A 14,933-nucleotide genomic window follows, 5' to 3' on the forward strand; every position below is an offset into this window, starting at 1 on the left:
TTCGCGATCGATTGTCTATTCTGAAACGGAATTGCTGATGAATGAATTAATAGAAGTAGATGTCTTGGTTGTGGGAGGCGGAACGGGAGGAACCGCAGCTGCGATACAAGCTGCCCGTCGAGGTGCCAAGACAATGCTGGTGAGTGAATTTACCTGGCTGGGGGGAATGCTCACCTCAGCGGGGGTTGCTGCCCCGGATGGTAATGAACTTGCTGCCTTTCAGACGGGGCTTTGGGGTGAGTTTTTAGGGGAATTGCGTTCTCGGCAAATGGGAGGCTTAAACAATAGTTGGGTGAGTCTGTTTAGTTACGATCCCCGGATTGGTGCCCAAATATTTGCCGATTGGGTACGAAAATTGCCAAATCTAGACTGGGTTGCGGGGCAAGTGCCCTTAGAGGTTTTGCGAACAGGCGATCGCATCCTTGGGGTTCGATTTGCCGATTTCACCGTTCAATCCAAAATCACCCTAGATGGCACCGAACTGGGAGACTTGTTGCCTCTAGCATCTGTGCCCTACCGCTGGGGATGGGAATTGCAATCGGAGTTTGGAGAACCCAGTGCGCCTGTTTCTCACAATGAATTGACTCAGCGATACCCAGTGCAGGCTCCCACTTGGGTGGCAATTATGCAAGATTTTGGTGAGGAAGCAAGTGCGCCGGAAATTCCCCCTCCTCCTTCATCTTTTATCCTTCCTCCTTCATCCTTCCAAGGTAGCTGGGATCTCTACGGTTGGGAGAAGTTTCTCAATTATGGGCGTTTACCAGGGAATCTTTTCATGATCAACTGGCCCCTGTGCGGCAATGACTATGGGGAAGGAGTGGGACGTCTGATAGAGTCGGAGGCGGCGTGGCATCAATTTCTTCAAGAGAGTCTGTGGCACACTCAAAGCTTTGTCCGCTTTATTCAAACTAAGCTGGGGCGGCGTTACGGCTTAGCAACTCAAATCTTTCCCTCACGCTTGACTCCCAAACTCAATCAAAACTCAATCAAAACTCAAAACTCTCTCGGTGGAGGTGGTTACGCTCTACACCCTTACTTTCGAGAGAGCAGACGCCTTGTGGGACTCGCGACCGTGCGAGAGCAGGATATCTTGCCAGTGGCGGGGGGAAGGGTCGCACCAATATCTGTGGATGCGGCTGGGGAGGTGAATGCGATCGCCCTCGGCAACTACCCCAACGACCACCATTACCCTAACTACAACTTTCTTGTTAAACCAAAATCAATTCGCTGGGGTGGACGCTGGACTGGCACTCCTTTCACCCTTCCCTACACTTGTCTAATTCCAGAGTCTGTGGATGGACTGCTGGTTTGCGAAAAAAATATCTCCGTCTCCCATATTGCCAACGGTTCCACCCGGTTACAGCCCATCGTCATGAATATTGGTCAGGCGGCGGGAATGGCGGCGGCGCTTTGCGTGCAGCGAAGTTGTCAACCCAGAGATTTACCTGTCCGAGTCCTGCAAGAAGCATTGTTACAAGATGAGCGATCGCCAGCAGCAATTTTCCCTCTGTTCAATTTACCGCGCGATCGCGCCGACTGGCTGCACAGGCAACGGGATTACTTAAATCGTTCTGACACCTATCCCTCTGATGGCAACTGCCCTTACCTCGAACCCCAGACGCCACAGAATTCAAAATATATAGGCAATCCCTTACCCTTTACAAAACAGAGAGATGGGGAAGAGGTTGGGGGAAGCCTTGAAGAATCCGCTTCAAACTCAGCACTCTTCTGTGGTGTATTCAATCGCCATGCCGAGCAAGATTACACCTTTACTTTAAAGGAGCCAGCTGCTGGGGAAGCGCAAACCTGGATAGCGATCGCCTTGCGCCCAGAAGTAGACCAGGAACTCCAAACCTGTCCCGATCGGCAGATGCTCTCTGTGCGGGGGTATCTCAATCAATCGGGCAAATGGTTGATTGTGGAAAAAATTATTGCTCCTGGGAGCGATCGCACCCATTTTTGAGCCTTAGGCATCGTACCTCTAACCTCAAAAAAAAGCAGAACTCGATCGGAATCAACTAAGCTCTAACCGAAGTTTTTCCTGGTTGACGATCAAGAACTCCGTATCAGGGACTATAACCCTGACACGGACATCTGCTATGCGCCCTTACACCTCTATCATGTTGTTGAGCTTACTATCAATCTCTTTAGGTAATTTCTTAGGGATCGAGTCCACCTCTGCCCAGCAACTGCCATCCACGTCTTCCGAGCTAGCTGTATCGATGAAACGTGGGAACGAACCGTCTCCGGATAAAGGAACCGGACGCCGAGATGCGTTTTCGCCCGAATATATCTCTATCGTCTAGAATTATCCTCTATCTAGCCAAATCCGAACAAGTCATCGATCCGCTTTTCACCTTGCGCCTGAGGTCGATGAAAGCCTATCTGAAGGCAGCAAACTAAGCTCTAGCAGGTTTGTGCCGCTGTACTTGGGGCACTATTTTTCTGATTTTGTCTGTCACGGAGAATTTATTCCCTGACAAAAGCTATATATTAGGCCGTCCTTTTCTATAATTAGAGATTATTTACGTTCATGCTATCGGGGTGCCTAGAGTTCAATAGTTTCAGCGAGTGAATTGAACTCACTGCGAATGTGGAAACATAAGCTTTTCACCATTTTCACCAAGGAACCAGTGTTTTGTCCCCTTGCGATGCGATCACCCCTGATATGAGCAACGACCTGGATCTGATCAAAAGCCTTAGCCCCGGTGCGATGGATCAGATCATGTTTTATCTGGCCTTTAGTGCGATGAGAACCGGCGGGCACCGACACGGAGCCTTCCTGGATGCTGCTGCCACGGCAGCAAAGTGTGCGATTTACATGACTTATTTGGAGCAGGGTCAAAATATCCGGATGACGGGGCACCTGCACCACATTGAGCCGAAGCGAGTCAAAGTCATTGTAGAGGAAGTTCGGCAAGCGCTGACCGAAGGGAAACTGCTGAAGATGCTGGGTTCCCAAGAACCTCGGTATTTAATTCAGTTTCCCTATGTTTGGATGGAGCAGTTTCCGTGGCAACCGGGGCGATCGCGCATCTATAGCACCAACTTAACCGCTGACGAAAAGCGATATCTTGAGGAAAAACTGCCGAATAATCTGCCGGATGCCCAGCTAATCAACGCTTTTCAGTTTCTAGAATTAATTGAATTTCTCCACAGTCGGTCGCAGGAAGACTTGCCAGAAGAACGCCGCATTCCTCTAAGCGAAGCATTTGCCGAACACATCAAGCGGCGCTTAATCTATTCCGGTACGGTGACGCGAATTGATTCTCCTTGGGGATTGCCCTTCTACGCCCTCACCCGTGCTTCCTACTCACCCGCTGAGGACGAAGAACGCACCTACATCATGATTGAGGATACCGCCCGCTACTTCCGACTGATGAAAGATTGGGCAGACCGACAGCTAAATGTGATGCGGATACTAGAGGAACTCGATATTCCACCGGATCGCATTGAGGCAGCCATGCAAGAACTGGATATGGTCATTCGGGATTGGGCAGATAAATATCACCGCGCCGACGGTCAGCCAGTGCTTCTACAAATGGTTTTTGGTCCAAAAGAAGAATAAAACTTAAGTCACATTTTCGTTGAGCAGGGTGGGCATTGCCCACCCTGCTTCAGTTAGAAGCTACATCGGTAAAATTTTTGCCTTAAGTCGGGGAAAAATTAACTTAGCTTTGTGTAGGCATTGCCCCAATAGTTTGATGCTGAATGCGCGGTTCTACAAACAAATTTGAAATGAGTATCGCTGCTCAGTTGACCCACATTGGTATAAAGTTTTTCCTCCTCATGCAAAAACACAATCGGGATCATTCGCACACTGCATAGCCAAACAGTTTAGTGTAACAATTTTTACAAACTTACTTTGAAATCTTTTATACGACTAATTAAGAAGATTGTAAAAATAGGCGTTATAAAACTGCATGACCGGCAAAAAGAATCTTATTGTTATTGGCAACGGTATGGTAGGACACAAGTTTCTAGAACTGATGATCGCCAAGGGAGCGGCGCAGGAATGGAACTTGATCGCATTTTGCGAAGAGCCGCGTGTTGCTTACGATCGGGTTAATTTGAGTGGCTTCTTTTCGGGCAAAACTGCGGCAGATTTATCATTAGTTCAACCAGGTTTGTACCAAGAAAACGGAGTTGAGATTCATATCGGTGATAAGGCAGTTGCGATTAACCGGGAAGAAAAAACAGTTACATCAGCGAATGGTATAACAATCGCCTATGACAAAATTGTTCTAGCAACAGGCTCCTATCCTTTTGTACCGCCAATTAAAGGGAATGATGCGAAAGGTAATTTTGTCTACCGGACAATAGATGACCTTGAGGCAATGTCATCCTATGCAAAAAATTGCCAAACTGGTGTCGTCGTTGGGGGTGGATTATTAGGTTTGGAATGTGCGAACGCTCTCAAAAATATGGGTTTAAAAACCCATGTTGTTGAGTTCGCACCCAGATTAATGCCACTACAAATTGATGATGTCGGTGGCAGCATCCTTCGCAACAAGATAGAAGAACTTGGGGTTTCAATTCATACCAGTAAATCTACAACGGAAATTGTCAGCATTGATGGCAAGGTTACTAAAATGACCTTTGCTGATGGTGAAGAGTTAGAGACAGATATGATTGTCTTTTCTGCGGGAATCCGCCCTCGCGATGAAATCGCGAGAGGATGTGGATTAGCAGTAGGCGATCGCGGCGGGATCGTTATCAACGATTCTTGCCAAACTTCAGATCCAAATATTTATGCCATTGGAGAATGCGCCCTCTATCAAAATCGTATCTACGGCTTAGTCGCTCCTGGCTATACAATGGCAAGCGTAGCGGCAGATATCCTGAGCAAAACAGGGACGAGCAGCTTTACCGGCGCGGATATGTCCACCAAACTCAAACTGTTGGGAGTGGATGTTGCCAGTTTCGGGGATGCCTTTGCCAAATCTCCCGGCGCTAAAGAAATTTCCGTTACTGATACCATCCAGGGTGTTTACAAAAAACTGGTTTTAAATGAAGATGGTAGCCATCTTTTAGGTGGAATTCTGGTAGGAGATGCTTCAGCTTACGGTACGCTGCTGCAATTTGTGCAGAATGCGATCGCCCTCCCGCCTCATCCAGAAGATTTGCTGATGCCACCCCGCGAAGGCAAGTCTGCCACAGTCGGTATGGGTGTGGAGAGTTTACCAGATACTGCCCAAATTTGCTCTTGCAATAATGTTAGCAAAGAGCAAATTTGTAGTGCCATCCAAGAAGGGCAACTCACTGATATTGCCAGTGTAAAGAAATGCACCCAAGCCGGCACAGGTTGCGGCGGTTGCGTGCCACTGGTAACTGATATCCTCAAAGCTGAGATGAAGAAAGCGGGGATAGAGGTAAAAAATCATCTCTGCGAACACTTCGCCTATTCCCGTCAGGAACTTTATCACTTGGTGCGTTCTCAAAAAATCCTGACTTTTGAAGATTTAATTCAAAAACATGGAAAAGGGAAGGGGTGTGAAATTTGTAAGCCTGCTGTAGCTTCTATTCTCGCTTCAACGTGGAACGAGTATATTTTAGAAATGCCGCATGTGGGGTTGCAGGATACCAATGATTATTACCTGGCAAACATTCAGAAGGATGGAACTTATTCAGTAATCCCCAGAGTTCCCGGTGGTGAACTAACACCAGATCAGCTGATTGTGTTGGGAGAAGTTGCTAAAGATTTTGGTCTTTATACCAAAATTACAGGTGGACAACGGATCGATTTATTAGGTGCGCGGGTAGATCAATTACCCCAAATTTGGCAGCGACTGATAGATGCTGGATTTGAATCGGGACACGCTTATGGGAAGGCACTCCGCACGGTCAAATCTTGTGTAGGTAGCACCTGGTGCCGCTTTGGGGTTCAGGATTCAACCACTTTGGCGATTGAGATCGAACTGCGATATCGAGGCTTGCGATCGCCCCACAAATTAAAATCAGCTGTATCGGGTTGTACCCGCGAATGTGCCGAGGCTCAAAGCAAGGACTTTGGCATTATCGCAACTGAAAATGGCTGGAATTTATATGTATGTGGCAACGGAGGAATGAAGCCACAACACGCAGTTTTGTTAGCAACAGATATTGACAAGGAAACGCTGATTAAATATTTGGATCGGTTCTTGATGTTCTATATTCGCACCGCGAATCGACTAGAACGCACTGCAACTTGGTTCAATAAGCTGGAAGGAGGCATCGAGTACCTGAAGCAGGTAGTTATTGAAGATTCTCTGGGCATTTGTGCTGAATTAGAATCAGAAATGCAGCATCTTGTCAATACCTATCAGTGTGAGTGGAAAGCCACAATTGAAGATCCAGAAAAAGTGAAGCGATTCCGTCACTTTGTCAATTCTGACCAACCCGATCCTGGTTTAGTTCATGTAGAGGAACGGGGGCAAAAACGTCCAGCTTATGACCACGAGAAGGTTTTAGTTGGTATTTCCGAATAAGCTGACTGTTGCTCTGGTGCATTACCTACAGTTTAAAAAAACTGATGTTATTTCAAGTAGGAAAAACATACACACGCTATCAAATTCATTCTGCATTGGGTGGAGAACTCCAAACTTATCTTCCTCAGCGTGCTGGAAAGATTGTGTGTGGATGTTTTAAGCCTACCCTGGACTCAAAAGCTCCTGATGAAGTTTTGGTAGAAGATTCACCAAAAGTAAAACAGAAAGCTGAGATACTCTGCCAACAAGGAGGTGCTATTCCAGTGTTCCTCAAGCTACATCGAGCTAGGTGGAAGTATATAGGAATGTTTCGTGTCAAGAAACATTCCGTTGACCTAGAAGAAATTAGGCGTAAGCAGCAGGAATCAGGCAGAAATAACATTGCAGCCGTGCTGTATTTGGAACCTGTGTTAAGCGAACTATGCAGTACGGTTCAAATAACCAAAGAGCGAGTTTTTGAGTTAGTTTGACTTGCTGCAATGTGTTGAATTTTTCAAGCTAGGCTACACCAATCCGTTAATCAATAGGAAAAGAAAATGGTTCAAGCATTACCGATTCGTCAGACAATTTCTACATGGGTTGATATTTGTCCGCTGTCAGCGATCGCGCCCAACACTGGAGTTTGTGCTTTAGTTGAAGATAAACAGGTGGCGATTTTCCGTGTGGGACAAGAAACTGATGTATTTGCGCTAGGCAATTACGATCCCTTTAGTAAAGCCTTTGTCCTATCGCGGGGAATTTTAGGCGATCGCAATGGTATTCCCAAAGTTGCATCCCCCATCTACAAGCAAAATTTTAACTTGCTGACCGGAGAATGCTTAGACGACGAAACCGTAAGCGTTCCTACTTTTCCTGTAAGAGTGGTGGAAGATAAAGTACAAGTAGCTATTAGCGAAGTGTCATAAGGTTTCAAGTACAAAATTTGGCAGCTACTTGAAAAGTTTAGTTGCTTGTTAAATGTCGCGATTTGCATTGACATCACACATAGCACTTTCCTTGCCAACCGCTGATATAAAGCACGGTTGGCAATTTCGTCTTGGGGGAGCGATCGCTACGCTAAATCTATCGCTACGCTAAATCTTGAAGTTGCCTCGATAACTTGCCTCTGATCATTTAGGTTAGGACTACGGTGGTGTACCTCGTATACCGAGTCTAGAAAGTTCGGAGCCATAGCGTTGGTAAAATCGCCATAACAACTATTGAGAGGCTATTAAGTGTCCCAAACTCTACGAGCAGCAGACTCTAAGACGAGACTTTTATACATCTAAACAATTTCTTCAGCTATTTCTCTTGCTTTTTCATCACTCATCACCTTAAGAGTTGTTTCTATTTGACCATCATCTATCAACTCTTCTGTGATCTTGCTGAGCTTTTCTTCAAGCTCTTTTTTCAATTCCTCTGAAATTACTGTTAAAAGCTTATTGGGTTGAATTAGCCTTAATTGATCGATATAGGCAGAAGCAAGTCTCTCCTGCAAACTGCCTAAACCCGAGGCTAGTAGTATAACAGAATAAAAAAGCTTTTCATCTATAAACTTAAGAGATTGCATCATGATGCATTTCCTTTTTTTAGTTATAGCAGAGGTTTAACCAATTGCAAAGCTAACATCTTCAAGGCTTCTAGGTTAGGTAATCAGACACGCGATTGCATAGTTTTATTTTAAAGATGGTGTAAGATCGCTTCCCTCATTTAGTGTCCCTGCCTACGCCTAAAAAATCACATCTAGCCATAGCAAAATTGCTGACAGACAACGGGGCAAAGATGCGATCGCACCCCATCGCACTCCATCGGCAAAGTGCGATCGCTCTCAACTGAGTCTAAGCCTTCAGGCTGATGTATAGCGGCAATAAAATTTCAACACTTGAGACATAACTGACAGAAAAAATCTGTAGTTATGAAATCTCATTTGTGCCTTATAGCCCGAGGAAAAACAATGTTTTCAAATCGACCAAAGCACGTTGATGCTGTCGGCGCTGACAACACTGGCAGCGGGTTTCTCACCCCTGATGCTGGCCCCGATACCGCACGTGCCGATTATTCTGAGGAATCGGATCTAAATGACGCAACTCATGATTATGACAACGTTGATGAACTTGTTCCCGATACCTCTGTTGAGGAGTCTAGGGGTAACGTTGTCGATCGTCAAATGAGAATTATTGGACGCACTTCAGGATGACATCGCAAGTGTCATTCAAAAAATCAAAATCGGGATGACAGGATTTGAACCTGCGACCCCCTCGTCCCGAACGAGGTGCGCTACCAAGCTGCGCTACATCCCGTTGTCATAAGTGACAAACTAGATCCACAATATCACGCCAAATCCCAAATCACCAACCCACTCCACCAGAAATTAATTCACTGAGTCCGTTGCTTGCTACGATAAACTCTGTATGACTGAAAGTGGAAAAAGCGGGTTGTGGCTGTTAAACCAGATTGGTTGCGCGTCAAAGCGCCTCAGGGGGAGCGGGTCGGTAGTGTTAAAGAAATTCTGCGGGATTTGGGGCTGAATACTGTTTGTGAGGAAGCCTCTTGCCCCAACATTGGCGAGTGTTTCCAAGCCGGTACAGCGACATTTTTAATTATGGGGCCAGCCTGCACGCGGGCTTGTCCCTATTGCGATATCGACTTTGAGAAGAAGCCCAAAGCGCTTGATCCCACGGAACCAGAAAACTTGGCGGAGGCAGTTAGACGGCTCCGACTGAATCATGTCGTAATTACCTCAGTGAACCGGGATGATTTGCCGGATGGCGGTGCGTCTCAGTTTGTGCGCTGCATTCAAGCGGTTCGCGCCATCTCACCGAAGACGACAATTGAGGTATTGATTCCTGACTTGTGCGGCAACTGGAAGGCACTCGAAACGATCCTCCAGGCAGCTCCAGAAGTGCTAAACCACAATACAGAAACGGTTCCCAGTCTTTACCGGCGGGTGCGTCCTCAAGGAAATTATCAGCGATCGCTCGAACTACTACATCGAACCCGCGAGTTAGCCCCTTGGGTTTACACAAAATCTGGTTTGATGGTAGGGCTGGGAGAAACTGACGCCGAAATCCGGCAGGTAATGCAAGATTTACGAGATGTCGATTGCGATATTTTGACGATTGGGCAATATCTCCAACCCTCCCAAAAACATTTGAAAGTCGATGGCTTTGTCACACCTGCTCAGTTTGATGCTTGGAGACAGTTTGGCGAGTCGCTGGGTTTCCTGCAAATCGTCTCCTCTCCCCTGACTCGGAGTTCTTATCATGCCGAACAGGTGCGGGAATTGATGGAACGCTATCCTCGATTCAAGAGTTATGAGTGACCAGAACTCCTCTAACTCAATCAAAACGATTCCCTTGAGGGAAGCGAAAGGTCAAAACTCAAAACTCACCATAGCGATTCTTGGATCGGGCGCTTGGGGTACGACCCTTGCCTCTCTCGCATCTCAGAACGGTCATCACGTCCGTGTGTGGTCACGTCAGTCTTCCCTATGCTTAGAGGCAGTTCTAGAGAATGCTGAAATTGTTTTATCCGCCATCTCGATGAAAGGTGTCGGCGAGGTTGCGGCGAATGTACAAAAGGCTGTCTCTTCTAAGCCAATTTTCGTCACCGCTACCAAAGGATTAGATCCTGTCACTACCTGCACCCCTTCACAAATATGGCAGGCGGCATTTCCGACTCGCCCAGTGGTCGTTCTATCGGGGCCAAATCTTGCTAAAGAAATTCAACAAGGATTGCCAGCTGCTACGGTGGTAGCCAGCCGGGATGCTGCCGCTGCCTCGTCGGTGCAAGCGGTGTTTTCGTCCCCCAGTTTTCGGGTTTATACCAATGCTGATCCTTTGGGAGTGGAACTCGGCGGAACGCTAAAAAACGTGATGGCGATCGCTGCCGGTACTTGTGATGGTTTGCAACTGGGAACGAATGCCAAAGCCGCTTTGTTAACCCGTGGTCTCACTGAAATCATCCGCATCGGCAACTGCTGGGGGGCACAACCTGAAACGTTTTATGGATTGTCAGGACTTGGTGACTTACTCGCCACCTGCAACAGCAGTCTCAGTCGCAATTATCAGGTTGGTTACAGGTTGGCTCAAGGTAAGACACTCTCCGAAGTTTTAACCGAGCTGGAAGGAACCGCTGAAGGGGTCAACACCGCTTCCGTGCTGATTCAACGAGCGGATCGAGAAGAAATTTCAGTTCCGATTTCTTACCAAGTCTATCGCTTGCTCAAAGGGGAAGTTACCCCACTCTCAGCAGTTGAAGCACTCATGCTAAGAGACAGCAAACCTGAGTATAGCTAGGTTTTAGCCCTTAAAACCATCTATAGGGAACTCTTTGAGCCAATATTCTTTCTTAACCCTAGGGATTTTTCAGGAAATCCTTCAATTGGTGATGTAGATTAACTTGGCCTTTGACCCAAATCACTACTCTAAGATTGAGCGCTGCCTATACTACCCAAAGATAGAAATCTGAATCCTACTAGAGACAGGTTTTTCTGAATGTCACGTCGTCCCTACCTGCATAACCATCGATATCGATGAATTCAGTAAGTGTCATGCAGCTAGATGTAACAGAAAGTAACAGAAAGGTAAGCATTAGCTGTTTCGTCCTGGAGGGTGGGAATTCTAGCAATAAGTAGTGAAGTGATTAATTGAAAGACTATTCCGGACGCAATTGAGAGATCCCTATGCCAGCCACTCCTTTTTATGCAGAGACAGATACAGAATTTGACTCCGAGTTGCCAAATTACAACTTTGGGTCTGCCGTGTTGAACGACGATGCTCGACCCCCGGTGGATGATCTCGATAGCCCTGAGATGGAAGGTCTAGATGCAGAGTACGGGCGACTCGGCGAGGCATCTCTACGGGCAACTGCCAGCCGTCGTACTACCGATCTGGTTCGGTTATATCTTCAGGAAATTGGTCGGGTTCGGTTACTAGGGCGAGATGAGGAAGTCTCGGAAGCTCAAAAAGTCCAGCGTCATATGCGGTTGCTGGAGCTGAGAAATGATACTGCCAACCAGGCAGATCCAGTGATTCAGCCGTATGTACATCTGATTGAAGTACACGATCGTCTAGCATCTCAGTTGGGGCACCGTCCTTCTTTGGAACGGTGGGCGACGGAAGCGGGTATTGAGCTGAGCAACCTGAAGCCCACATTAGCTGCTGGGAAGCGTCGCTGGGCAGAAGTAGCGGGTCTGGCAGTTGAAGAGCTAGAGCGGATTCAGGCCACTGGCATTCGCGCCAAAGAACACATGATCAAGGCCAACCTGCGGCTAGTGGTTTCTGTGGCGAAGAAGTATCAAAATCGCGGACTGGAATTGTTGGATTTAGTCCAGGAAGGAACCCTTGGGCTAGAAAGGGCGGTTGAGAAGTTCGATCCGACCAAGGGTTATCGGTTTAGCACCTATGCTTACTGGTGGATTCGTCAAGGAATTACCAGAGCGATCGCAACTCAAAGTCGTACTATCCGCCTGCCGGTTCACATCACCGAAAAGCTCAACAAAATTAAGAAAGCTCAGCGCAAAATTTCTCAAGAAAAAGGTCGCACGGCAAGCATTGAGGATATCGGCGTTGAGTTAGAAATGACACCGGAGCAGGTACGGGAAGTTTTACTTCGGGTGCCTCGTTCTGTCTCTTTAGAAATTAAAGTAGGAAAGGAGAAAGACACAGAATTAGGCGACTTGCTGGAAACAGACAGCATATCTCCCGAAGAAGTGTTGATGCGAGAAGCTTTACACCGAGATTTGCAGCAGCTGCTTGCCGATCTCACCAGCCGCGAGCGAGATGTGATTCGGATGCGGTTTGGCTTAGGAGATGGTCATCCTTACTCCTTGGCAGAAATTGGTCGCGCTCTGGATTTATCTAGAGAACGAGTTCGTCAAATTGAAGCCAAAGCTTTACAAAAGTTGCGGCAACCCAAGCGCCGCAACCGTGTACGCGACTATCTGGAGTCCTTGGGCTAAGAAATAGTAATTTCATTTTCACAACTGCCCAATACTAATTTCTCAAAACCCCCCTTTTTAAGGGGGGTTTTGTGATTTCAAATATAGTCTTGCAACAGAGAAATGTTCTAATACCATTTCACGAATTTGCCTGCAACAGAGCCGACAGACCGCCGCGATGGAAGTGCGGAACCCGGTAACAAGGGCGGCAAAGAGAACATCGCCAGTGTAGCGCCAGTAAAGTGAATGGATATAAACAAGTCAAAAATAAAAGTCCGATTTTTTTGACAAATGCGAATAAAAGTTAGGGAGCGGCGAGCAGTCGTAAAAAGAGGTAAATACTGCACCCAGCAGGGACAACGCATCAAACTAGATCCTACAACTAACAACTGACACGCACAGCAGCGGTCAAAAGGAAATAAGAAAAAAGTAAAAGATATAATTCTTTACTTATCTTGTTTCCTTTTTCCTATTGCTTTCCCTATCTCTTAGCCTTGTTTCTTATTAGACATTATTCTCAATAAGCTTCGATTGTTGCAAATATTCTAGGAATTCGCTATTCTTCTCAATAGGGCTACTTTCTTGAGAAGGTCAACATGTCTTTCTACACAGCAACCTCACTCAAGGCTGAACTGAACGAACGGGGCTGGCGTTTAACTCCCCAACGGGAAACGATCCTGAATGTCTTTCAACATCTTCCTAGAGGTCAGCATCTTAGTGCTGAAGACCTCCACGAGTTGTTGCACAGTGAAGGTGAGGACATAAGCTTATCCACCATTTACCGAACCTTAAAGTTGATGGCTCGGCTGGGCATTTTGCGCGAACTTGAACTGGCAGAAGGACATAAGCATTACGAACTCAATCAACCTTACCCGCATCACCATCACCATTTGATATGTGTTCGGTGTAACAAGACGATTGAATTCAAAAATGACTCGATTTTGAAAACCGGCACCCGAACAGCCAGAAAAGAAGGGTATCACCTGCTTGACTGTCAGATGACAATTCACGCTATCTGTCCGACTTGTCAGCGAGCCTTACTACCTATTTAAAAAGCGATCGAGTAGGGTTAGGGCGGGATGCACCACTTCCACCATAGCGATTAGCTAGTAGTATAGCTAATCGCTAATTGCTATGTTTGTTTAAAAACGTCCCTTGACGATGTCATCAGCGCTGAGACCATAAGCACGTTGGGCAGCTTCAACTGCTGCTTTGGTTTGCGCCTCGAAAACCCCATTTAATGGTCCGCGATAAAAGCCGTTTTCTTTCAGACGCTTTTGTAAAGACAATACATTAAAGCGATCGCTTGTATTTTCCAGAGCCAATATAGTATCGGGTCTAGCGATTCCATCAGCTGTTAAACCTTGCAATTTCTGAAACTGAATCACGGCGTCTTTGGTGTCTTGATCGAAGTAGCCAGTCATGGCACCTTGAAAAATTCCCATCTGCCGCAACCGTCGCTGGAGTTCTACCACCTCCCGGTTGTTACTGCCTAACTGTAGGATCTGTCCGCTAGAAGCTGTATTAAAGCGATCGCTTGTATTTTTCAGAGCCAATATAGTATTGGGTCTAGCGATTCCATCAGCTGTTAAACCTTGCGATTTCTGAAACTGAATTACGGCATCTTTGGTGTCTTGATCAAAGTAGCCAGTCATGGCCCCTTGCAAAATTCCCAGTTTCCGCAACCGTCGCTGGAGTTCTACCACCTCCCGGTTGTTACTGCCTAATTGTAGGATCTGCCCACTAGAAGCGATATTTTTAGGCGGAGTCCGATCCTCTCCGCCTCCCACACCTATCAAAGCTGCCTGGGTATCCGAACCGACAATGCCATCTACTGGCATTCCCGCCGCTTGCTGAAATCGGTTAACGGCTGCTTTTGTGATCGGGCCATAATAGCCAGTGATATTTGCTTGAAAATAGCCCTGTTTTTGCAACCGTTGCTGGAGGGCTACTACCTCCGGACCGCTGTCTCCTTCCTGTAGGACTCCACTCCTCGGACGTTGGCTGACCTGAGAAGCCTTGCTGACCGGCTGAGGACGTTGCCTGACAGACTGGAAACGTGGGCGGCTGACCTGTCTGACCTGCCGAGATTGGCTGGCCTGCGCCTGGATTGGCTTGCCTCGCTTCTTCTGTAAGGCGGCTTCGGTTCGCGGCCCCACAATGCCATCCGGTTCCAGCCCATTAGCTTTCTGGAATTGGATCACAGCTTCCGTTGTAATCGGGCCAAAATTGCCTGTGATACCTGCTTTGAAATAGCCTAGCTGCTGCAAGCGCTGCTGGAGAGTGGCTACCTCCGCGCCAGTGTTTCCTGGCTCAAGTATTGCTAAAGCTTGAGACATTCCTAAAAGGCTTAGTGAGACAAAAAGCGATAGCAGAGACAAAGTCGCTCTACTAGACAGCTTTTGACGGTTCAGTCCTTCAAAAATTTTTTGGCTATTCCAGACTATAGGAAACTCGCTGTTCGTAGATGCTTCGTAGACCAGGGCAAGATGCAGGTAGGCAAGGGTTTCCATAATTTTACTGGCAAACTCTTGATAGACAGTTTA

General features: G+C 47.0%; 14 protein-coding genes and 1 tRNA gene. 12 read left to right on the plus strand and 3 right to left on the minus strand.

Annotated features, from left to right (window positions below; genetic code table 11):
• Positions 1-34 precede the first annotated feature (34 nt).
• The 6 genes from NDA03_RS06255 (at position 35) to nirD (ending at position 7,372) form a co-directional block, all read left to right on the plus strand.
• Entirely contained in the window at positions 35-1,963 is a 1,929-nt protein-coding gene (locus NDA03_RS06255) for an FAD-dependent oxidoreductase (RefSeq protein ID WP_348237681.1), read from the plus strand.
• 136 nt (positions 1,964-2,099) lie between these two features.
• A complete protein-coding gene (locus NDA03_RS06260) occupies positions 2,100-2,306 on the plus strand; it encodes a hypothetical protein (RefSeq protein WP_348237601.1) in 207 nt (68 codons plus the stop codon).
• A gap of 362 nt (positions 2,307-2,668) precedes the next feature.
• Positions 2,669-3,568 carry a heterocyst differentiation master regulator HetR gene (hetR, locus tag NDA03_RS06265; protein WP_190412890.1) on the plus strand — a complete coding sequence of 300 codons (900 nt, stop codon included), beginning with the start codon at positions 2,669-2,671 and terminating at the stop codon, positions 3,566-3,568.
• A 355-nt stretch (positions 3,569-3,923) separates the two neighbouring features.
• The gene (gene nirB / locus NDA03_RS06270; protein WP_348237602.1) at positions 3,924-6,467 is read left to right on the plus strand and encodes a nitrite reductase large subunit NirB; all 2,544 of its coding nucleotides are present in this window, start codon (positions 3,924-3,926) and stop codon (positions 6,465-6,467) included.
• A gap of 44 nt (positions 6,468-6,511) precedes the next feature.
• Entirely contained in the window at positions 6,512-6,937 is a 426-nt protein-coding gene (locus NDA03_RS06275) for a hypothetical protein (protein ID WP_190412708.1), read from the plus strand.
• A 66-nt stretch (positions 6,938-7,003) separates the two neighbouring features.
• Complete coding sequence (gene nirD, locus NDA03_RS06280) at positions 7,004-7,372, plus strand: nitrite reductase small subunit NirD (RefSeq protein WP_348237603.1); 369 nt, start codon at positions 7,004-7,006, stop codon at positions 7,370-7,372.
• A gap of 359 nt (positions 7,373-7,731) precedes the next feature.
• On the opposite strand, the gene NDA03_RS06285 is transcribed toward nirD, so the two are convergent.
• The gene (locus NDA03_RS06285; RefSeq protein ID WP_348237604.1) at positions 7,732-8,019 is read right to left on the minus strand and encodes a hypothetical protein; all 288 of its coding nucleotides are present in this window, start codon (positions 8,017-8,019) and stop codon (positions 7,732-7,734) included.
• Positions 8,020-8,159: 140 nt separating this feature from the next.
• Here NDA03_RS06285 and NDA03_RS06290 point away from each other — a divergent pair, with 140 nt between their 5' ends.
• On the plus strand, positions 8,160-8,282 hold the full coding sequence (locus NDA03_RS06290; RefSeq protein ID WP_348237605.1) for a hypothetical protein: 123 nt from the start codon (positions 8,160-8,162) through the stop codon (positions 8,280-8,282).
• Between the two features lie 118 nt (positions 8,283-8,400).
• On the plus strand, positions 8,401-8,643 hold the full coding sequence (locus NDA03_RS06295; protein ID WP_190527928.1) for a hypothetical protein: 243 nt from the start codon (positions 8,401-8,403) through the stop codon (positions 8,641-8,643).
• A gap of 29 nt (positions 8,644-8,672) precedes the next feature.
• Here NDA03_RS06295 and NDA03_RS06300 read toward each other — a convergent pair.
• A tRNA-Pro gene (locus NDA03_RS06300) sits at positions 8,673-8,746 on the minus strand.
• 137 nt (positions 8,747-8,883) lie between these two features.
• Between NDA03_RS06300 and lipA the strand changes: the two genes are divergently transcribed.
• The 4 genes from lipA (at position 8,884) to NDA03_RS06320 (ending at position 13,439) form a co-directional block, all read left to right on the plus strand.
• The gene (lipA, locus tag NDA03_RS06305; RefSeq protein WP_348237606.1) at positions 8,884-9,768 is read left to right on the plus strand and encodes a lipoyl synthase; all 885 of its coding nucleotides are present in this window, start codon (positions 8,884-8,886) and stop codon (positions 9,766-9,768) included.
• Positions 9,761-10,744, plus strand: coding sequence for an NAD(P)H-dependent glycerol-3-phosphate dehydrogenase (locus tag NDA03_RS06310; protein WP_190412713.1), 984 nt, complete (start codon positions 9,761-9,763; stop codon positions 10,742-10,744). The genes lipA and NDA03_RS06310 overlap by 8 nt, the downstream gene beginning before the upstream one ends.
• Before the next feature lie 386 nt (positions 10,745-11,130).
• Positions 11,131-12,408, plus strand: coding sequence for an RNA polymerase sigma factor SigC (sigC, locus tag NDA03_RS06315; RefSeq protein ID WP_190527923.1), 1,278 nt, complete (start codon positions 11,131-11,133; stop codon positions 12,406-12,408).
• 575 nt (positions 12,409-12,983) lie between these two features.
• Positions 12,984-13,439, plus strand: a complete 456-nt coding sequence (locus NDA03_RS06320) for a transcriptional repressor (RefSeq protein ID WP_190412715.1) — start codon at positions 12,984-12,986, stop codon at positions 13,437-13,439.
• A gap of 90 nt (positions 13,440-13,529) precedes the next feature.
• Here the strand turns inward: NDA03_RS06320 and NDA03_RS06325 are convergent, their stop codons facing one another.
• Entirely contained in the window at positions 13,530-14,900 is a 1,371-nt protein-coding gene (locus NDA03_RS06325; protein ID WP_348237607.1) for a peptidoglycan-binding protein, read from the minus strand.
• Positions 14,901-14,933: the final 33 nt, after the last annotated feature.

Origin of the sequence: Trichocoleus sp. Lan (assembly GCF_039961855.1) — a bacterium.
Taxonomy (GTDB): Bacteria; Cyanobacteriota; Cyanobacteriia; order Cyanobacteriales; family FACHB-T130; genus FACHB-T130.